At 65.0% G+C, this 18,491-nt stretch carries 16 protein-coding genes and 1 pseudogene; 6 read left to right on the forward strand and 11 right to left on the reverse strand.

Features of this window, described 5'->3' with window-relative positions; genetic code table 11:
• Positions 1 to 140 precede the first annotated feature (140 nt).
• A pseudogene (locus NKF27_RS01710) lies at positions 141 to 1,031 on the forward strand (LysR family transcriptional regulator).
• Between the two features lie 103 nt (positions 1,032 to 1,134).
• Here the strand turns inward: NKF27_RS01710 and NKF27_RS01715 are convergent.
• The 3 genes from NKF27_RS01715 to NKF27_RS01725 form a co-directional block, all read right to left on the reverse strand.
• Positions 1,135 to 2,472: a Na+/H+ antiporter family protein gene (locus NKF27_RS01715; RefSeq protein WP_253556394.1), complete on the reverse strand. Its 1,338-nt coding sequence runs from the start codon at positions 2,470 to 2,472 to the stop codon at positions 1,135 to 1,137.
• Between the two features lie 481 nt (positions 2,473 to 2,953).
• Positions 2,954 to 3,172, reverse strand: coding sequence for a hypothetical protein (locus NKF27_RS01720; RefSeq protein WP_213230778.1), 219 nt, complete (start codon positions 3,170 to 3,172; stop codon positions 2,954 to 2,956).
• Positions 3,169 to 3,432: a hypothetical protein gene (locus tag NKF27_RS01725; RefSeq protein WP_045992616.1), complete on the reverse strand. Its 264-nt coding sequence runs from the start codon at positions 3,430 to 3,432 to the stop codon at positions 3,169 to 3,171. The genes NKF27_RS01720 and NKF27_RS01725 overlap by 4 nt, the downstream gene beginning before the upstream one ends.
• 403 nt (positions 3,433 to 3,835) lie before the next feature.
• Between NKF27_RS01725 and NKF27_RS01730 the strand changes: the two genes are divergently transcribed.
• The gene (locus NKF27_RS01730) at positions 3,836 to 4,354 is read left to right on the forward strand and encodes a fasciclin domain-containing protein (RefSeq protein ID WP_253555088.1); all 519 of its coding nucleotides are present in this window, start codon (positions 3,836 to 3,838) and stop codon (positions 4,352 to 4,354) included.
• A 175-nt stretch (positions 4,355 to 4,529) separates the two neighbouring features.
• On the opposite strand, the gene NKF27_RS01735 is transcribed toward NKF27_RS01730, so the two are convergent.
• Together NKF27_RS01735 and NKF27_RS01740 are read right to left on the reverse strand one after the other, a co-directional pair.
• Positions 4,530 to 5,018, reverse strand: coding sequence for a phosphatidylglycerophosphatase A (locus NKF27_RS01735; RefSeq protein ID WP_108131115.1), 489 nt, complete (start codon positions 5,016 to 5,018; stop codon positions 4,530 to 4,532).
• Positions 5,019 to 5,088: 70 nt separating this feature from the next.
• Complete coding sequence (locus NKF27_RS01740; protein WP_253555090.1) at positions 5,089 to 6,027, reverse strand: transglutaminase family protein; 939 nt, start codon at positions 6,025 to 6,027, stop codon at positions 5,089 to 5,091.
• A gap of 584 nt (positions 6,028 to 6,611) precedes the next feature.
• Here NKF27_RS01740 and NKF27_RS01745 point away from each other — a divergent pair.
• Positions 6,612 to 8,069 carry a circularly permuted type 2 ATP-grasp protein gene (locus NKF27_RS01745; RefSeq protein WP_253555093.1) on the forward strand — a complete coding sequence of 486 codons (1,458 nt, stop codon included), beginning with the start codon at positions 6,612 to 6,614 and terminating at the stop codon, positions 8,067 to 8,069.
• Positions 8,070 to 8,073: 4 nt separating this feature from the next.
• A complete protein-coding gene (locus NKF27_RS01750) occupies positions 8,074 to 9,060 on the forward strand; it encodes an alpha-E domain-containing protein (protein ID WP_253555096.1) in 987 nt (328 codons plus the stop codon).
• Between the two features lie 169 nt (positions 9,061 to 9,229).
• Here NKF27_RS01750 and NKF27_RS01755 read toward each other — a convergent pair whose 3' ends face one another.
• From NKF27_RS01755 to NKF27_RS01765, 3 genes are read right to left on the reverse strand one after another with little or no spacing between them, the layout of a single operon-like run.
• Positions 9,230 to 10,288 (reverse strand): putative zinc-binding metallopeptidase, encoded by a 1,059-nt coding sequence (locus tag NKF27_RS01755; protein ID WP_253555098.1) that lies wholly within the window; start codon positions 10,286 to 10,288, stop codon positions 9,230 to 9,232.
• 51 nt (positions 10,289 to 10,339) lie between these two features.
• Positions 10,340 to 11,380 carry an alpha/beta hydrolase gene (locus NKF27_RS01760; protein WP_253555099.1) on the reverse strand — a complete coding sequence of 347 codons (1,041 nt, stop codon included), beginning with the start codon at positions 11,378 to 11,380 and terminating at the stop codon, positions 10,340 to 10,342.
• The gene (locus NKF27_RS01765) at positions 11,377 to 11,898 is read right to left on the reverse strand and encodes a GNAT family N-acetyltransferase (protein WP_253555100.1); all 522 of its coding nucleotides are present in this window, start codon (positions 11,896 to 11,898) and stop codon (positions 11,377 to 11,379) included. The genes NKF27_RS01760 and NKF27_RS01765 overlap by 4 nt, the downstream gene beginning before the upstream one ends.
• Before the next feature lie 499 nt (positions 11,899 to 12,397).
• Between NKF27_RS01765 and thpD the strand changes: the two genes are divergently transcribed.
• Positions 12,398 to 13,399, forward strand: coding sequence for an ectoine hydroxylase (thpD, locus tag NKF27_RS01770; RefSeq protein ID WP_253555101.1), 1,002 nt, complete (start codon positions 12,398 to 12,400; stop codon positions 13,397 to 13,399).
• Positions 13,400 to 13,548: 149 nt separating this feature from the next.
• Entirely contained in the window at positions 13,549 to 14,226 is a 678-nt protein-coding gene (locus NKF27_RS01775) for a fumarylacetoacetate hydrolase family protein (RefSeq protein WP_108131123.1), read from the forward strand.
• A 36-nt stretch (positions 14,227 to 14,262) separates the two neighbouring features.
• Here the strand turns inward: NKF27_RS01775 and NKF27_RS01780 are convergent, their stop codons facing one another.
• The 3 genes from NKF27_RS01780 to NKF27_RS01790 form a co-directional block, all read right to left on the reverse strand.
• Entirely contained in the window at positions 14,263 to 15,363 is a 1,101-nt protein-coding gene (locus tag NKF27_RS01780) for an alcohol dehydrogenase family protein (protein WP_253555102.1), read from the reverse strand.
• A gap of 229 nt (positions 15,364 to 15,592) precedes the next feature.
• Positions 15,593 to 17,512 (reverse strand): biosynthetic arginine decarboxylase, encoded by a 1,920-nt coding sequence (gene speA, locus NKF27_RS01785; protein WP_253555103.1) that lies wholly within the window; start codon positions 17,510 to 17,512, stop codon positions 15,593 to 15,595.
• Positions 17,509 to 18,474 carry a homoserine kinase gene (locus tag NKF27_RS01790; RefSeq protein ID WP_253555104.1) on the reverse strand — a complete coding sequence of 322 codons (966 nt, stop codon included), beginning with the start codon at positions 18,472 to 18,474 and terminating at the stop codon, positions 17,509 to 17,511. Before NKF27_RS01790 ends, speA begins: the two co-directional genes overlap by 4 nt.
• Positions 18,475 to 18,491: the final 17 nt, after the last annotated feature.

Raw genomic sequence — 18,491 nt, forward strand, 5'->3', positions numbered from 1 at the left:
TCATGGTTGGCGGTATGTCATAGATAAAATATTATTATTTTTATATTTCCATGCTTTTATTGTATGGATTTGCCGTATGAGCCGTCGACTGGGGTGAATCCTGGCACTGGCGTGGTGGCCCCGCTCAACAAGGATCGAACATGGACTTCAAGCAGCTGCGCTACTTTCTGACGGTGGTCGAGGAGGGCGCGATTTCCAGCGCGGCAAGAAAGATCCCGTTGGCCCAGCCGGCCTTGACCCGTCAGCTCAGGCTGCTGGAGGAGTCGGTGGGAGCTACCCTGCTGGAGCGATCACGTCAGGGCGTAAGCTTGACCGCTGCGGGGGTTGCCTTTCACGGCGAAGCGCGACGACTGTTGCGAGAGTTCGAGACAGCCAAGCTCGATGCTCGTCGGATTGCCGATGGCCAGCTCGGACAGCTGCGTCTGGGCGTCACCGTCATGCACCTGTGGGTGCCCCAGATCGTCAAGCTGCTCAACGGGTATCGCCAGCGTTACCCGGACGTCAGCCTCAAGGTACAGTCGCTGCTGTCCGCGCCCCAGGTGGAGGCGCTGCGCCATCATCAGCTGGATGCGGGGATGCTGTTCTTTCCCCCTGACGATGATGATCAGCTCGACAGCCACTGCCTCTATGAAGACCGTCTTGTGCTGGTAGCCAGCGAAGGGTCGCGCCTGGCGCAGCATCCCCCCTCTCGACTGGCGGACCTGGCCGGTGAAGACTTCATCTGGTTCGAGCGCAGCGCGACACCGGTCTATCACGACAAGCTGATCCATGCCTTTCAGCGACGTGGCTTCACCCCCCACGTGGTGTAGGAAGGCACCGACAACGCCACCATGCTGTGCCTGGTGGCGGCGGGCATGGGCTGCACGATATTGCCGGAAATGACCATGGCCGGGGCCCCGGAAGGCGTGGTCAGCTTTCCTCTGGAGGATCTGGATATAGTGCTGCCACTGATGCTGGTCTGGCGCAGGGATGCCAGCCTGCCGGCGGTCCGACGCTTGATCGAGGTGGCAGAGTCGCAATCGCTGGCCTGAACGGCCGCGCCCTGTTATCTGCGCTTGGCCTGGTGCCGTGCAAAAGGCCACCCGAGGGGTGGCCTTTGCCATTGCTGCGAGGCTTGGTGTCAGGTGCTGCGTATTACAGCACCATGGCGGCGATCCAGGCGAACACCAGCATGCCGATGTTGCAGTGCAGGAAGGTGGGGATGACGCTGTCGCGAATATGGTCGTGCTGGCCATCGGCGTTAAGCCCGGCGGTGGCGCCCAGGGTGATGGTCGAGGCCGGGGAGCCAGCGTCTCCCAGGGCCGCCGAGGCGCCCAGCAAGGCCATCGCCGCTAGCGGGTCGAAGCCCAGGGTCAGCGCCAGCGGCAGGTAGATGGGCGCCAGGATCGGCACGCTGGCGAAGGAGTCACCGAAGCCGATGGTGATGAACAGTCCCACGACCAGCATCACCGCTGCGCCCAGCGCCATGTTGCCGCCGATCAGTTCGGCCGACGCCGCTACCAGAGGCTCGATTTCTCCGGTGGCGGTCAGCACGCCGGCGAAGCCGGAGGCGACGGTGATGATGACCGCGATCTGCGCCATCATCCGCAGCCCGTCGGTGAAGACGTCATCCTGCTCCTGCCAGCGGAAGATACCGGACACCCCCAGGATCAGAAAACCGACCATGGCTCCGAGCAACAGCGAGTCGAACTTGAGCTGAAAGACCAGGGCCACCGCCAGAGCGCCCAAGGTGATGACCAGTTGCAGCGGCTTCAGGCGCGCCGGCGAGGCGGGCCTGGCGGCGGCGGTGGGGCGTGGTGTGACGTAGTCGCGCGGGCGGCGATAGCTGATAAAAACGGCCACCAGCAGCCCCGCGACCAGGCCCAGCACCGGTAGTGCCATGGCCTTGGGGGCCATGTCGGCGGTGGCGGTTAGCCCGTAGTCCGCGCCGACGCTGTTGACGTTGGCCAGCAGGATCTCGTTGAGAAAGATGGCACCGAAGCCGGTGGGCAGCAGCAGGTAGCTGGCGCTGATCGAGCAGGCCAGGATGCAGGCCACGGCGCGGCGGTCGACTCGCAGGCGATCGAGCACCACAAGCAGCGGTGGCAGCAGGATCGGAATGAAGGCGATGTGCACCGGCACCAGATTCTGCGACATCAGTGAGGCGACGATGAACAGGCCGAACAGCGTCCACTTGACGCCCTTGCGGGTACTTTGCTCGTCGCTGCCGAGGCGCGCCGAGATAGCATCGGCCAGCAATTCGAGCAGGCCCGAGCGTGACAGCGCCACGGCGAAGGCGCCGATCATCACGTAGGTCAGGCCGACCTGGGCGCCGACCAGCAGGTTGTCATTGAAGGCGCCGATGGCGTCGTTCATCGACAGTCCGGCGTGCAGCGCGCCTAGCATGGCGGCGCTGATCAGGGCGATGGCCACGGGGATACGCAGCAGGCACAGCACGATCATGCTGAGGATCGTCAACACCGCCGCGTTGATGTGGTAGCCGACGGCCAGGGTCGAGGCGTAGATCAGGGCGCACAGAGCAATGGTCGGCAGTGCGCGGGTGCGGGCAAAACGGTTTGCCTTGGGAGAAGGGTCGGTAAGGGCGGTCTCTTGCATGGGGTCTCCGGCTCGTCATGAGCCACGTGTCCAGGGGGCGTGAGAGTGCCGGCGAGCGTGGCGTTACCGCGGAGGGCTGGTCCTCTTCTAGGGGAGGTTGAAGCCTGACGGCCGTTCGCTAGCGGGCGAATGATACCCCAAACCTGGGCCGTGGCCCGCACTGGTCTCGATAGTTGCCTCGATAGCTGTCTCGATAGTCGCCGCCATGGTGGCAAGGGGGGAAAGGAGGAAAGGAAGAAAGCAAAGACGCGGCTACGCTGCCTTCCATTAAAAACGCCGCCCCGGAAGGGGCGGCGTGAATCGCCAGGACGCGTCGGCGAAAAGCGGGGCGCTGAATCGCTGTCTCTCAAGCCATCGCTCAGGCGGGTACCGCCTGGGCGGCGCCAGAGGAAGTCGGTACTGCAGGCATGGACGGTGGCAGAGTCGCCATCAGCGCGCGCTCCAGGTCCATGGCCTTGCACTTGTAGGCGGTGCAGTTGGCGCAGTGAACGCTGTCGCCGTCGTCTTGACCAACAGGCAGCGTGAAGCGGGAGTGGCCACAGATGGTGCAGCTCAGGTCCAGGGCGACGGTGATCATGCGACTCGCTCTCCCTTGGTGTGCTGCTGCTCGATCAAGGCATCGTGCTCACGTCGCATGGCCATCATCAGGCTGCGAGACTTGTTGAGAAAGCGCAGGCGGTCCGGCGTCTGCTGTTCTTCCCAGGCGCCCAGGGTGGCATGAAACTCACCGCACTCGGTGCAGTTCAGCTCTTCCCAGTCATTGGGCTGAGCCGTTACAGGTCCCGGTGTGCTGGCCAGGTCGTGGCCACAGCGGGTACAGGAAATCGGGTAGTACACGGGTCGCCCTCCTTGGCGCATGACGTGCCGTCGTTCGTTCCGTTGTGGAAGCGAGGCTGCGTATGGCCCTCCTGGCCGAGCCTCAACGGTACGAAAGGTTCTCATCACCAGGCTTGATATGCAAGTATTGTATAGGTTTTCGGTCGCCGGAAGCGTATCGGCATTTCGCCGTCATTACCGTCTTTCCGAGCAGCGCCCATATCATGACGTCAAAAGATGACGCTTTGATGATCGGAGTGGCGAAAGCTGTCGTAAAACTTTTTCTTGTACATTACTTGTTCTTGATCTAATTTTTGTACATGAACTGCGTCGTCCTGGTTGAACAGCCCCGACAGAGAGGTTCCCGGGAGGCGTGCAGTGGCGACGCGACATCTCGGAGCAATCACCGCAAGGAGGCGAGAGCATGAAAAAAGCAATGTCTGCCGCAACGTCGTTCCTGCCGAGCTGCGTGCTCGGCGTAGCGCTGCTCGCTGGCGGGGTGGCCGAAGCGGATCAGCAGCAACAGCAGGATCCCTCACGCAATCTGCTCGAAGTCGCCCAGGCCGACGGACGCTTCTCGACACTGCTTGATGCTGTCGAGAAGGCTGGCCTCGACGAGCCGCTAGAGGGAGATGAAACCTATACGCTCTTTGCTCCAACGAACGAAGCCTTCGGTACCCTGCAGCCAGGACAGCTCGACGAGTGGATGAGCGACGACAAGGCCTCCCACCGACGTCTGGTCGAGGTCATTTCCTACCACATGGTGGAAGGAGAAGTGTCACTGGAGGAGTCATCCGAGGTGACCACCCTGCAGGGAACCGACATGGCCATCGACGCCCAGGAAGGCTCGGCAAGTGTAGGCAATGCCGCCGTGGTGGAGTCCGACGTCAAGGCCAGCAATGGGGTGATCCACGTGGTGGACAGCGTGCTGATCCCTGAATAACCGATGCTGATTAACTGACGCCAGTGCAGCATCTGCTGCACTGGTCGCCAGAGGCCGGGCACGAGTTCCCCCGGTCACTGTTTCGATAGATCCCTGTCCCGTTTGGCCGCCCGTCGAGGGCGGTTTTTTTGTGTCGGGCTGTGGATGCAATAAGCAGTGGCTAGTGCTGGCTGACTTATGAGGACTGCTCGGGATCTCGCTGCCAGTAGCGGCGGGTCAGGCGCACCAGCAGTACCAGGGTGAGGGCTGCATACAATGCCGCCATTGCGTCGTCGGCGACGATGCCGAGTCCCCCGCCAATACCTTCGATCTCGCGTACCGGAGACAGCTTGGAGATATCGAACAGGCGAAACAGTAGATAGCCCAGCGGCAGGATGATGCGTCGTCGGTAGCGCGAGAAGGCCAGCACCGCGATGGGTAGGGCCACCCATTCGTCGAGCACGATCTGGGGCAGGTCGCCGCCGCCCAGCCACAGCGAAGCGAAGTGGCAGACGGGAACGGCCAGCACGAGGAGCGTCAGGGTAACGGCCAGGCGCGTGCCGAGCGGTAGCCGGAACAGCCACCAGGCGACCGGTAGTCCGATCAGGGAGCCGACCGTCCCCGGTGCCCAGGGGGAATAGCCCAGGCCGAAGCCGGTGGCGATCCAGATCAACAGGTCCTGCATGGAATCTCTCCTGGAAGACGGTAGGCAGGGCAAGGCCGGGCAGAGCCTGCGTAATATAAAGGGCAGCGTATCAGCCGGCCATCGGCGCTGCCGGGTGATCGCCAGGGCTGGCGGAGGTCGGGCCGGTGGCCGCGACTTCCCCGGCGGGAACAACGTCCACTTCCACCTCGAGGCGCTGGCGCCCACCACCGGTCACCACGCCCTTGAGCGGCGCCACGTCCTCGTAGTCGCGGCCCCAGCCAAGCAACAGGTGTCGTTCGCCGGCGCGCACACCGTTGGTGGGGTCGAAGTCGAGCCAACCCCAGCCGGGTATCAGCACGGAGAACCAGGCGTGGGAGGCGTCGGCGCCCATCAGTCGAGGCTGTCCTGGAGGCGGTCGAGTCTCGAGATAGCCGCTGACGTAGCGCGCGGCCAGACCCACCGAGCGCAGGGTGGCGATGGCCAGGTGGGAGAAGTCCTGACACACCCCACGGCGATGCTGGAGCACCTGGGACGGTGTCGTCTCCAGGTCGCTGAACTCGCTGTCGTAGCGGAATTCCTCATGGATGCGACGGTTCAACCGCTCCACGCAGTCCACCAGATCGCCACCAGCGGGAAAACAGTCTTCGGCCCAGGCGGCGAGCAGCGGGCGGCGCTCGATATAGGCGGAGTTTTCAAGAAACGGCTGTGCTTCGCGGAAACCTGGCTGGCGGCAGTCTGCCAACAGCTCTCGACACCGCTCCCAGCTAATGATGGCCTGCGGCGGTGTGGCGCGAGGCGAGGTCATGACCTGCGCCTCCAGCGTGACCTCGAGCTGGGTATGGGGGGTGTCGACCGCGAACAGCGCGATATGGTTGCCGAAGGCGTCCTGTCGGCTCTGGCGTAGCGACTCGCCCGGCGAGATCGACAATTGCGCCCAGGCAACCTGCTGGTAGGCCATTTCACGGGGCATCAGGCAGGCCTCGTTCTCGCTGAGTGTCACGATCTCGCTGTAGTGGTAGCGCGTGGTGTGGCGAAGTCGATAGATCATCTGCCGGATCCCGCCGTGACACCCCTGCCAAGGCTGGCCAGACGGCACCGCCTGGCGCCGCTGTCTTGAGCAGGGCAGGACAGCGGTGCGTGTGAGCAGGGGAGGGCGGAACGAGAAGAGGCAGGCATGGGACGCGAGGAGGCTCCTGGGTGTCGGCGAATGTTGCAGAAGGTGACGATATCCCCCCCGAACCGTGGCGACAAGATGTACCCGACTCCTGCCTGTCTCTCAAGCCCGAAAGGAGGGCGTCGTCAGCAGCAGGTGCCATCGACCGGCTTCTGCAAGGGCTGCCGAGGGCTACCGCCCGCGCTTGCCGGGGGTCGCCATGGTTGCACCAGATCGGTGCTCGCTGCCCCTTCTTGCTGGCTCGTGGGGCACTGCCGGTCCGCAAAAGTGATCGCTTTTTGTCCAAATTGCTCAATTGCGCCAGCCCATTCGGCGAGAAGGCTCGGCGCTGCGGCCTATTCTCGGCGGTCTGGTACAGGGCTTGCTATACAGCAAGGAGGGACCCGGTGCGGTCGAGGGCGGGGGCGCCATCGTCGTGGTCGGGTCGCCGGATGCCGAAAACAATCGAGGGTGTGCCGATGAGCCATGTGGATTGGCAGCAGTACGACTGCGCAGGGTTCTATGACGAACTGGTGGCGACGCCCGGGATGCCGCGGGAGGCGGCCAAGATGCTGTGTGACGTGCTCGCGGGCTTTGCCCCTGACGAGCTGGAAGAGCGCAAGAACGCAGCAGAGATCGCCATTCGCACCATGGGGATCACCTTCACGGTGTATTCCGAGGGCAGCATGATCGACCGCGCCTGGCCTTTTGACATCGTGCCTCGCATCATCCCCGCCGACGAGTGGCGACGCACCGAGGCAGGCCTCAAGCAGCGTGTCGAGGCGCTCAACCTGTTCATCGACGACCTGTACCACGACCAGAAGGTCGTCAAGGATGGCGTGCTGCCGGCGGCGGTGCTCGAGCAATCCGTCAACTTTCGCCCCCAGTGTGTAGGGATCGATCCGCCCCACGGGGTCTGGGCGCATATCTGCGGCTCCGATCTGGTGCGTGGTGGCGACGGCACCGTCTACGTGCTGGAGGACAACCTGCGGATACCGTCCGGGGTGTCCTACATGCTCGAGAATCGCAACGTGACCAAGCGCGTGCTGCCGGAGCTGTTCGCCTCGGGCAAGATTCATCCGGTGGACGACTATGTGCCCCAGCTTTACGACATGCTGGCGGGCATGTCGCCACGCCATTGGGACGATCCCCAGGTGGTGGTGCTGACCCCGGGTATCTACAACTCGGCCTACTACGAGCACGCCTACCTGGCCCAGCAGATGGGCGTGCAGCTGGTCGAGGGGCCGGATCTGCTGGTCGATGACGACGACGTGGTCTACATGCGCACCGTCCAGGGGCTGACCCGTGTGGACGTGATCTACCGCCGCGTCGACGACGCCTTCCTCGACCCGGAGGCGTTTCGCAAGGACTCGGTACTGGGCGTACCCGGATTGATGCGGGCCTGGCGCAGCGGCAAGGTGGCGCTGGCCAACGCCCCGGGGGCCGGTGTCGCCGATGACAAGGTGGTCTACGCCTTCGTGCCGAAACTGATCAAGTACTACCTGGATCAGGAGGCACTGCTGCCCAATGTGCCGAGCTACCTGTGCATGCTCGAGGAAGACCGCCGCTATGTGCTGGAGCACCTGCATGAACTGGTGGTAAAGCCCGCCAACGAGTCCGGCGGCTACGGCATGCTGATGGGCCCCCAGGCCTCCCAGGCCGAGCGTGATGCCTTCGCCAGGCTGATCCAGGAGAACCCACGCAACTACATGGCTCAGCCCATGCTGAACCTGTCCACCACCCCCACGCTGTTCGATGGCCGGCCCGAGCCGCGCCACGTCGATTTGCGCCCCTTCATCCTGTCGGGCCAGGACGGCGCCTACGTCACCACCGGTGGCTTGACCCGTGTGGCCCTGGTCAAGGGCTCGCTGGTGGTCAACTCGTCCCAAGGGGGCGGCAGCAAGGACACCTGGATCGTCGAGACGGGGGAGGACTGAGACCATGCTGATGCTTTCCAGAGTCGCCGAAAACCTGTACTGGATGGCCCGCTACATCGAGCGTGCCGAAGATACCGCCCGCCTGATCAACGTCTCCAGTCACCTGATGCTCGACATGCCCTACCGCCAACCGCTGGGATGGGCGGCGATGGTCGATATCACCGGGGGCGCCGAGGTGTTCGAGACCCTTTACGACGAGCCCAACGATCGCAACGTGGTGCAGTTCCTGTGTGCCGACCGACGCTACTCCGGCTCGATCCTGTCCGCCCTTGCCCAGGCCCGCGAGAATCTGCGCACCACGCGGGACGTGGTACCGCGGGAGGTCTGGGAAGAAATCAACCAGCTCTACATGACCGCCAGTGCCCACGCCGATGTGGGCCTCGGCCCGGGACGCCGAGAGCGCTTTCTGAAGCTGGTGATTCGCGGCTGTCAGACGTTGATCGGGTTGATCGAGGGCACCCTCAGCTACGGTGGGTCACGGACCTTCATGATGCTCGGGCGCCAGCTCGAACGGGCCGACATGATCACCCGCATCATCGATGTGCGCTCGGCCAACCTGCTGCAGCGTGACAGCGACGAGATTCGTCCGTTCGAGCACCTGCAGTGGATGAGCGTGCTCAAGTCATTGACGGCCTACCAGATGTATCGACAGCACGTGCGCTGTCGGGTCAGGGCCACCGACGTGCTGCGTTTCCTGGTGCAGGACTCCCTGTTCCCGCGCTCGGTGTCGCGCAGTCTCAAGGACAGCATTCGCGCGCTGCGCTCGCTGCCTCGCCACGAACGCGCCCTGGCCACGGCGACGCTGGTGCTGGCCGATGTGGCCGAGGCCGACGTCCGTGCCATGGTGCGCTCCCCCGAGGCCCTGCACGACTTTATCGACGTGCTGCAACAGGGCTTTGCCGAGCTGCATACGGCGATCGCCCGCACCTACTTCCCGACCCTCGATGACCTGGGCGATGGCGAGCTACTGGCGGCCAGCGACCAGGCGTGAGAACGGGCGGGCCGGGTATGCCCCGGCCCGCCTGCGCTGAGACACTACCGGGACTTGCCAAGCCGTATCTTGCCAAGTATTGCAGGGCGGGGCCGCGTGTGATGAGTGAGGGCGGGGCCCCGTGTAGCGCGATCCGCAAGGAGCCTCGAGCGTACCGCCAACAGGCGGTTCAATGCTGTCGTCGCGCCGCCAGCACCATGTCGTGGATATAGCAAAGCTTGCAGGCGATGGTCGGGGTGATCACCTCCGGCACCAGGTCGAGCAGCCCCATCTCGCGATTCATCTCGTTGAAGCCGAGACTCAGGCGGCGAAAGGTGGTCAACATCGCTTCGAGGTCCTCGTCGAAGCCGGTGGGGGTGATGCCGAAGTGTCCGGCGGTATCGAGGATGGCGACCATGTCCAGGTAGAAGCCGAAGGTTTCGGCGAAGTCCTCCCAGGGGTGCATGGTGGCGTAGGCCGACACGAAGCGGCCGCGCCAGTCATTCGGTGGTCCCTGCTGATAGTGGCGATCGAGGGCTTCGCTGTAGCTGGGGTTGTTGTGGTCACCGAATACCTCGATGCAGGCAGGCTCGTCCCGATTCTTGATCAACAACTCCCAGTAATAGTGTCCGATCTCGTGGCGGAAGTGGCCGATCAGGGTGCGGTGGGCCTCATTGAAGTCGTTACGCAGGCGCTCGCGCTCGACGTCGTCGGCTTCCTTGACGTTGATGGTGATGAGTCCGCCGGCGTGACCGGTGAACACCGGCATGCCCTCGTCGCTGGAGTGCCAGTCGCCTTCCGCCGCCACTTCGTCGGCGAGGAAGGCGAAGGCCAGCGGCGGGTTGGCGCGGCGGCCATCCACCTCGTGGGGCAGCCCCAGCAGATCGAGGGTGTAGAAAAGCCGGCGCTTGGCACTCTCGAGCTTGGCCCAGCGTTCACGATGACCGGGCACCGACAGGTCGGGGATGGCCTGGTTGTGGCGACAGCAGTCACACAGCGTCATGCCACGGTCGGCCTCCTCGCTGGTGATCATGCGGTTGCAGACCCCTTCCACGGAATAGTTGTGGCACTTGACCAGTAGCGTAGCGCAGGTGTCGTCGACGCAACGGTAGCGACCATCGGGCTGGAGATCGACCGTCACCAGGGCATGGCAACCCGGGCACCAGCCAAGTTCGGAGTGGCATACCAGGCAGAGGGTATTGTCGAAGAACAGGCGGTTGTCACAGCGTTGGCAGGGGTAGTGGCGCATTCGCATGCCCTCGGGCGTGGCCAGTCAGGTGTCGTCGCCAGTATAGCCAGGCTACCGGGCGGGCGGCGGGTCGGTCTCGTCTGGAGTGTGCTGAGGCGACTCGGTGGCGTGGGCCGTGGGCGCTGGCGCCGGCGACTGCGCCAGCGCCTGGGCGAGAAATTCCCGCTGGTCGTCGGCGAAGGCCGCCCGCCAGCCACCCTCGTAGATCTCGAAGTGGCCGGTGTCGTAGGTCTTGAGTGTGGCCCGTGATCCCAGCGCTTCCGCCAGCCGGTAGCCGGGGGCAATCGGCGCGACGCTGTCACGCAGGCAAAGTTGCAGCAGCACCGGACAGTGAACCTGGCGGGCCCGGGTGACCGGACGGTAGAGCCCAAGCCCCAGCAGGGCGCGTGGTGCAATGCGATTGTCGAAGTCGTCATCGACAAACGACAGGATCCCCGTCAGGGCGTCCGGGGCGGAGAGCGCGGCCAGGGTCCCCGGCTCGCCGGCCAGCGGCAGGTACCGGGGCCCTCGGCCGAGGCAGCCCCTGGCTAGGTCGGCGAGTCCCACCCCGGTCATGCGCAGGAAATTACCAGGTCCTGCGTCCTTGAGCTTGAGCAGCGACGAGGCCCGACCGTCGAGCATCGGATTCATGGCGATGACCGCAGCGACATCGTCGCGACGAGCCGCCAGAGAGATGACGTGGGCCGACGAGAATGACGTACCCCAAAGCACCAGCGGGAGGGCCGGTGCCCGGCCCCGGGCGTAGTCGATGGCGGCCGTGTAGTCCTGTTGCTGGCGCTTGATGCCTAGCAGCTGGCGAGGCTCGCCGTCGGAGCGGCCGAAGTGACGATAGTCGAAGACCAGCACGCTGTGGCCGGCGTGATGCAGGGCCTGGGCGTAGCCGACAAGGCCGCCTGCCACCGTTCCGCCAAGACCGTGGGCCATGACCACCACCGCACCATCGTCGGCACCTTCGAACCACCAGCCGCGACAGCGAGTATCACTGCTGTCGAAGGTTACCGCTTCGGCGCAGGACAGCTCGCGGGTGCCGGCACTGTCGAGGGGCAACGGTGTGGCGCTGTTGTCGGGGCTGGCGTCATCACTTTCGCTCATCGGCTGGCCTCCTTCAGGTCGCCATCCAGGCCGTCATCCCGCCCGTCATCGATGACGGCCAAGGTCATGTAGACGCTGTTGGGATCCTCGACATAGCCGGCGAAGGGCGCACAGGGGGTAAAGCCGTGACGCGTGTAGAACTGGCGAGCCGGAGCGAAGCCCGGCTGTGAGCCGGTCTCCAGGCTCAGCCGGCGATAGCCACGCAGTCTGGCCTCCTCGATCACCTTGTCGAGCATCAAGGAGGCCAGACCCCGGCGAAGGTGGCTTGGTGCCGTGCGCATGGACTTGATCTCGCCGTGGTCGTGGCTGACTTCCTTCAGGGCGACGCAGCCGACCAGGTCGTCATCATCCCACAGCCCCCACAGGGTCACCTCCGGCGCCTTCAGTTCATCCAGGGTCAGGGCATGGCGGCTTTCCGGCGGCGAGGTGGGCGCCAGTTTCTTCAGCCCGCGGCGGTGGGCGCGGATCATCGCCGCCATGGCGGGGGCGGCAGGGTCCTCTTGCTGGAAACGCAACATGGCTACCTCGATGCAGTGGTGCCTTCAGGGTACCTCAGGTGGCACGGTTTTCGGACATCGGGTACGCGGTGGCACGTCGTCTCGCACAGGAGGTCGTTAACCTTCCCTCGTTGTTCGATGAGATCGTGGTAGATAACGGCACCGCCGAGGTAGCAGGAGTGACGCATCGCTGAAAGTTAGACGCAAGTTGTGCAAGGGTTGAATTCAAGAGGCGGCTTTTGTAGCTTGGGCTCGGGGAGATAGCCTTCTCCTTCAGGGCGGCGCTATACCTCAAATTCAGCCTTGAATTCAGCCTTAGATGCACTCTGGGTGCGGCTTCAAATGCACCCTGTGATGTGGCCTTGAATGCTGCCCTTGATGCAGTCGGTGATATGGCCTTTGACGGTCAGTGACGCCTGTGTGGCGCAGCATTTCTGGGCCGTCGCTGGTTACAGGTAAGTAGCGCCGCGGGTACGAGTTCGAATCTGAAAGCTGATCAATACCAAGGGAGGGTGATCGGATGGAAGTGCAGACATCGTCCAATCCGCAAACCAAGCATCGCAGCAACCTAGACCCACAAGACCAGCAGCGTTTCGACTGGCAACGTTTCGCCGGGCTCGACAGCGGCCAGGCTTGCGCCACCCGCTACCCGACCCGGTTGCCCGAACCGATGGACAGCCTGTGGGTCGACCGCCAGGGCCCGGTGGTCAAGGGCAGCGCCGACCAGGGGCCGCTGAGTCAGCAGCAGCTAGACGAGTTCGAGCAGAAGGGCTTTCTGTTCGAGCCCGATTTTCTTGGCGGCGAAGAGCTTGCACGCCTGCGCGAAGAGCTCAAGGCATTGCTCGACAACGATGCCTATCGGGGCAAGGACTACAGCATCGTCGAGCCGAGCGGCAAGGAGATCCGCTCGCTGTTCGCCGTGCACTATCTGTCCCGGGTGTTCGCCCATCTGGCCAATGATGAACGTCTGGTCGGCCGCGCTCGCCAGATTCTCGGCGGTGAGAGCTACGTCCACCAGTCGCGCATCAACTACAAGCCAGGCTTTGAGGGCAAGGGCTTCAACTGGCACTCGGACTTCGAGACCTGGCACGCCGAGGACGGCATGCCCGACATGCACGCGGTGAGTGCCTCCATCGTGCTGACCGACAACCATGAGTTCAACGGTCCGCTGATGCTGATTCCCGGCTCCCATCGGGTGTTCGTGCCGTGCATCGGCGAGACGCCGGACAACAACCACGAGAAGTCGCTGCAGAAGCAGGAGATCGGGGTGCCGAGCCAGGAGGCCCTGCGCCAGCTGATCGATCGCAACGGTATCGAGGCGCCCAAGGGCAGCGCCGGCGGCCTTTTGCTGTTCGACTGCAACACCCTGCATGGCTCCAATGCCAACATGTCGCCGGATCCGCGCAGCAACGCCTTCTTCGTCTACAACCGCGTCGACAACCGCTGCGTCGAGCCGTTTGCGGCCAACCGCCGTCGCCCGGATTTCCTGGCCCACGAGCCTGACAGCGATTTCAATCCCTGAGGCGGCGATCGCCACCGCTCGCGATGAGCGTGATGGCTGGGATAGACTCGAAAGGCGCGCCCTGGGCGCGCCTTTTTTGCATGCCACGCGACCCTGTTCGCTTGGCCGTGCCGTTTCCTATTCCTTCTTCATGCCTTCAGGAGCCTGCCATGTCCCTCGTCCCGAGCTTTGTCGACGGTGATGCCTTCTCCCAGCCACTTGGCAAGGTGGTCTGTGTTGGACGCAACTACGCCGAGCACGCCAAGGAGCTCGACAACCCGGTGCCCGACGCACCTCTGCTGTTCATCAAGCCGGCGACCAGTGTGGTGCCCTTGGAAGAGCCGATCGGCGGTCCCTTCGAGCGCTCCGACGTGCACTTCGAGACCGAGCTTGCGCTGCTGATCGGCGAGACCCTGCGTGAGGCCACGCCCGAGCAGGCCGAGGCGGCGGTGGTCGGGGTCGGACTGGCGCTGGACCTGACGTTGCGTGACGTCCAGTCGGCGCTGAAGAAGAAGGGGCATCCCTGGGAGATCGCCAAGGCCTTCGATGGCGCCTGCCCGCTGTCGCGCTTCGTGCCCATCGAGGCGCCGCTCGACTGGTCGGCCATCGAGTTCAGCCTCGACATGAACGGTGAACGTCGCCAGCACGGCGTGGCCCGAGACATGCTGTTCGCGATCCCGGCGCTGCTGTCCGAGATGAGCCAGCACTTCACCCTGGCGCCGGGCGACGTGGTGCTGACCGGCACCCCGGCCGGCGTCGGCAAGCTGGAGAAGGGCGCGACCCTGGCTTTCGAACTGACACTGCCCAGCGGCCAGCGTCACGCCCTCGAGACCCGCGTGCTCGGTTAGGCCCGGAGGAACCGGGCAGCCCCGCCCCCTTGCGCGTCAATCCAGCGGCGGCGGTAGCAGCACGAAGTTGCCCACGTGCTGCTTCTCGAGAAAGGCCTGCTGCGCCTCGACGATCTGCGCAAGCGGGAAGGTCCTGGCCAGCAGGGGACGAATCTCGCCGCGCTCGATATAGTCGATCAGGGCCGGAAAGATCGGCTCGTCCCAGGCGGTGGAGCCGATCAGGCGCACGTCCTTGAGGTACAGCTTGCGCATGTCGAGTTCCACCACTGGCCCGGCGATGGCGCCGGAGGAGACGTAGCGGCCGCCCCGGTCGAGCACCTCAAGCACCCCGCCGAAGCCCTTGCCCGCAACGTTGTCCACCGCCACATCGATGCTCGACTCGCCGAGGCTTGCCAGCAGATCATCGTCACGGTCGAGCAGGCGATCGGCGCCAAGGGCGCGGATCGCCTCATGCTTGGCGCTGCCCGCCACCGCCGTGACGTGGGCGCCCCGGCGCTTGGCCAACTGCACCACCGCCGAGCCGACACCTCCCGAGGCACCGGTGACCAGCACCCGATCACCGGCGCTGACACCAGCGCGGTGCAGCATGTTCTCTGCGGTGCCGTAGGCGCAGGGGATGGTGGCGAGTTCCTCGTCGCTCCAGTCGCAGTCCACCGGGAACACTTCGCTGGCGGGCACCTTGACGAACTGGGCGAAGGCACCGTCGAAGTCCGAGGCCATCCACACCGAGTCCCAGTGATCGAAGCCCCTGGTGCGCATGCAGGCGCGTACCAGTACCCGCTTGCCCAGCAGGTCGGCCGAGGCGTCGGCACCTTCCTCACCCGGCGCGCCCAGGGCCACCACTTCGCCGCAGCAGTCGGTGCCCTGGATCAGCGGAAAGGGAGTGGCGCCGTTCCAACCGCCATCCTCAGAGTCGGAGGCGTTCTCGGCGCTGTCATCGAAAGCGTCCGCCGATGCCCGGGTGTCGCTCTTGACGCTGGCGGAGTACCAGCCGAGCCGGGTATTGATCTCGGTATTGTTGACGCCGGCGGCGAGCACCTGCAGCAGCACCTCACCCGGGCCCGGTGTCGGGGTCGGGACTTGTTGATAGCTGAGCTTGTCGTAGCCGCCGTTGCCGGTGGTGACCACCGCCATCATGGTGGGGGGAACGCTGCGCTGTGAGTCTTGGGGCTGTGAGTCTCGGGGATGGGGGGCCTGGGATTCGATGGCGCTGTCCTCCTGTGGTCAAGATGTCTCTGGCTTGCTGTATATCTCGCCACGCCGGATACCCTGGCGCAAGAGGGGATGTCCCTGAAGACACACGCCCGGCGATAGCTGCTGGTATCGCCGGGCGGAGGGGCTTGCGGAGTGGGAGCCGCGGGTCGGCTCACTCCAGATAGGTGTAGCCGTCGAGCCCTTCAGACAGGTCATCGAGGAAGTGACGCTGCTCGCGTGGGTCGAGGTTGCTGCGGGTCAGCTGGACCCTGAGCCGTTCGCGCAGCACGTCGGCGTTGAAGTTGACGTAGCCCAGTACGTCGGAGACCCGGTCGCCCCACTGAAGGTTGGTCAGGCGCCAGCCGCCGTCGCGATCCAGCGAGGCGTCGACAGCGTCGGTATCGCCGAACAGGTTGTGCAGATCGCCGAGGATCTCCTGGTAGGCGCCGACCATGAAGAAGCCGAGCAGGCGCTCGTCGTCTTCGCGCCACTCCGGCAGCGGCAGGGTGGTTTCGACCCCCTGACCGTCGACGTAGCTGTCGATGCGCCCATCGCTGTCGCAGGTGATGTCCTGAATCACTCCGCGGCGGCTGGGACGACGGTCGAGCCCGGACAGCGGCAGCACCGGGAAGATCTGCTTGATGCCCCAGACGTCGGGCATCGACTGAAACAGCGAGAAGTTGACGAACAGCTTGTCGGCGAGTTTCTCGGCCAGCTCGTCGAGGATCTCGCGGTGGGCGCGGTTACGCGGGTCGAGCTGTGACCTCAGGGCGGCGCAGGCGGCGAAGTAGACGCTCTCGCCCTCGGCACGGGCGGCCAGGTCGGCGGCCCCCAGCACGAAGCGGTCGTGCAGGTCGCCCATGTCCTGGATCAGGTCGTGCCAGGCCTCCACCAGCCCACGCGGTTCCGGCTCGCGCTTGAGGAAGTCCAGGGTGCGCCACAGCGCCTCGACCTCGGGGTCGTCGCTCTTGCGTTCGGCCGGCGGCGCGGTGTCCACGCTTTCCTCGCCGATCACGTTGGTGATCAGCACTGCGTGATGGGCGGTCAGGGCGCGGCCGGATTCACTGATCAGATGTGGCTGGGGCAGCCCCTCGGCGGCACACACCTGATTGAAGGCGTAGACCACGTTGCGGGCGTACTCGAGCATCGAGTAGTTGATCGAGCAGAAGTTGCGCGAGTGGGTGCCCTCGTAGTCGACGCCAAGTCCACCGCCCACGTCCACGGTGTCCACCGGCGCACCCAGTTGGCGCAGGTACTGGTAGAAGCGCGCGCACTCGCGCAGGCCGCGCTGGATATCACCGATATTGGCGATCTGGGAGCCCAGGTGGAAGTGCACCAGCTGCAGGCTGTCGAGTCGCCCGGCTTCGGTCAGGCGCTCGACCACGGTCAGGATCTGGCCGGCGGTCAGGCCGAACTTGGACTTCTCGCCGCCGGTGTCCTGCCACTTGCCGCGGCCCACCGAGGACAGTCGGGCACGCAGGCCGATGCGCGGGGTCACCCCCAGGCGCTCGGCCTCCTCGAGGATCATCGGCAGCTCGGAGAGCTTCTCCACCACCAGATAGACCCGATGGCCAAGCTTCTCGCCCATCAGCGCCAGGCGAATGTACTCGCGATCCTTGTAGCCGTTGCACACGATCAGCGAAGGGCCATCGCCGGACAGCGCCAGCACCGCCAGCAGTTCCGGCTTGCTGCCGGCCTCCAGGCCGACCCGGTCGCGCCCGCGCTCGTTGGTGGCGAGGATCTCTTCCACCACCCGACGCTGCTGGTTGACCTTGATCGGGTACACCGCGGTATAGCCGCTCTCGAAGTTTTCCTCGCCCATGGCCTGGTCGAAGGCCGCGCACAGCTGCTCGACCCGGTCGTGCAGGATATCGGTGAAGCGGATTAGCACCGGCAGGCGCAGGCCGGCCTGGCGAATCTGGTCGACCAGGCCACGCAGCGGCAGGCTGGGGCCGGGCTCGACCTCGCCAAGCGGGCGGACCAGTGCCTGTCCGTCCTCGTCCACGTCGAAGTAGCCGCTGCCCCACTGGTCAATGTTCCAGGTGCGGCGGGCGCGTTGCACGGCGGAGTCGGCGTCGGGCTTGTGGCTCACGGGCGGGCCTCGATATCTGGCAAGGGCAGGGCTCCATGTTCCAGGCGCGCAAGCAGGATGCGCCGGAACTGTTCGGGATCGTGGGGAGTCAGGTCGTGGGCCGGTGGATCCACGTAGACCACCAGCAGGCGAGATAGCCAGTAGCGCAGGGCGGTCAGGCGCAGCATCAGCGGCCACAGTTCGCGCTCGGTGGCGGTCAGCGGGCGTTCGGCCAGGTAGGCCTCGAGCAGAGCGTCGTGGCGCTCGGCTACCAGGCGACCGTCGGCGTCGGTGGCCCAGTCATTGATGACGATGGCCAGGTCGAACAGCAGGTCGCCGGTGCAGCCGTTATAGAAGTCGATGATGCCACCCAGGCGCTCGCCGTCGAACAGGGTGTTGTCGCGAAACAGGTCGCCGTGCAGGGCGCCCTGGGGCAGCGGCTCGGCGCTTTCCAGTGCGGCCTGATAGGCGTCGACCTCGTCCTGCATCAGCGCCTGGTCCTCGGGCGAGAGGTAGACCAGCACCTTGTGGTGCATGGCCGACAGCCAGTGAATATCGCGGGGATTGGGACGGTGTCCGCCGAAGTGGCGGGAGACACGGTGCATCTCGCCGAGCGCCTGTCCCAGCGCGCGGCACTGGGTCACGTCGGGCGCGCTGGGGTGGGCGCCCGGCAGGCGCGGAAACAGCAGCGCCGGCCGGCCGGCCAGCTCGTGCAGGGCGATACCGTCGCGGTCGTGGATCGGTCCGGCCACCGGAATTCGGTGCTCGTCGAGGAAGTCGAGCAGCTCGACGAAGAACGGCAGCTCCTCGTGCTCTCCCTGCTCGAACAGCGTCAGCACCAGTTCGCGACGGTCGGTGGTGACAAAGAAGGTGCTGTTCTCGGTGCCCGCGGGCACGCCCTGCAGCTTCGTCAGTTCGCCGACGTCAAAACGGCTGAGAAAGCCTGCGACCTGTGTGTCGTCAAGCGGAGTGAATACGGCCATGGATCGTCTCGCCCGGG

The sequence above is a fragment of the Halomonas sp. DN3 genome (assembly GCF_024137905.1).
GTDB classification, from domain to species: Bacteria; Pseudomonadota; Gammaproteobacteria; order Pseudomonadales; family Halomonadaceae; genus Halomonas; species Halomonas litopenaei.

What these genes read in the sequence shown, in the direction of transcription:
- NKF27_RS01720 (WP_213230778.1), bottom strand. Translation starts at nt 3,172, where the DNA reads ATGATCACCGTCGCCCTGGACCTGAGCTGCACCATCTGTGGCCACTCC.
- NKF27_RS01730 (WP_253555088.1), top strand. Translation starts at nt 3,836, where the DNA reads ATGAAAAAAGCAATGTCTGCCGCAACGTCGTTCCTGCCGAGCTGCGTG.
- NKF27_RS01735 (WP_108131115.1), bottom strand. Translation starts at nt 5,018, where the DNA reads ATGCAGGACCTGTTGATCTGGATCGCCACCGGCTTCGGCCTGGGCTAT.
- NKF27_RS01740 (WP_253555090.1), bottom strand. Translation starts at nt 6,027, where the DNA reads ATGATCTATCGACTTCGCCACACCACGCGCTACCACTACAGCGAGATC.
- NKF27_RS01745 (WP_253555093.1), top strand. Translation starts at nt 6,612, where the DNA reads ATGAGCCATGTGGATTGGCAGCAGTACGACTGCGCAGGGTTCTATGAC.
- NKF27_RS01750 (WP_253555096.1), top strand. Translation starts at nt 8,074, where the DNA reads ATGCTGATGCTTTCCAGAGTCGCCGAAAACCTGTACTGGATGGCCCGC.
- NKF27_RS01755 (WP_253555098.1), bottom strand. Translation starts at nt 10,288, where the DNA reads ATGCGCCACTACCCCTGCCAACGCTGTGACAACCGCCTGTTCTTCGAC.
- NKF27_RS01760 (WP_253555099.1), bottom strand. Translation starts at nt 11,380, where the DNA reads ATGAGCGAAAGTGATGACGCCAGCCCCGACAACAGCGCCACACCGTTG.
- NKF27_RS01765 (WP_253555100.1), bottom strand. Translation starts at nt 11,898, where the DNA reads ATGTTGCGTTTCCAGCAAGAGGACCCTGCCGCCCCCGCCATGGCGGCG.
- thpD (WP_253555101.1), top strand. Translation starts at nt 12,398, where the DNA reads ATGGAAGTGCAGACATCGTCCAATCCGCAAACCAAGCATCGCAGCAAC.
- NKF27_RS01775 (WP_108131123.1), top strand. Translation starts at nt 13,549, where the DNA reads ATGTCCCTCGTCCCGAGCTTTGTCGACGGTGATGCCTTCTCCCAGCCA.
- NKF27_RS01780 (WP_253555102.1), bottom strand. Translation starts at nt 15,363, where the DNA reads ATGATGGCGGTGGTCACCACCGGCAACGGCGGCTACGACAAGCTCAGC.
- NKF27_RS01790 (WP_253555104.1), bottom strand. Translation starts at nt 18,474, where the DNA reads ATGGCCGTATTCACTCCGCTTGACGACACACAGGTCGCAGGCTTTCTC.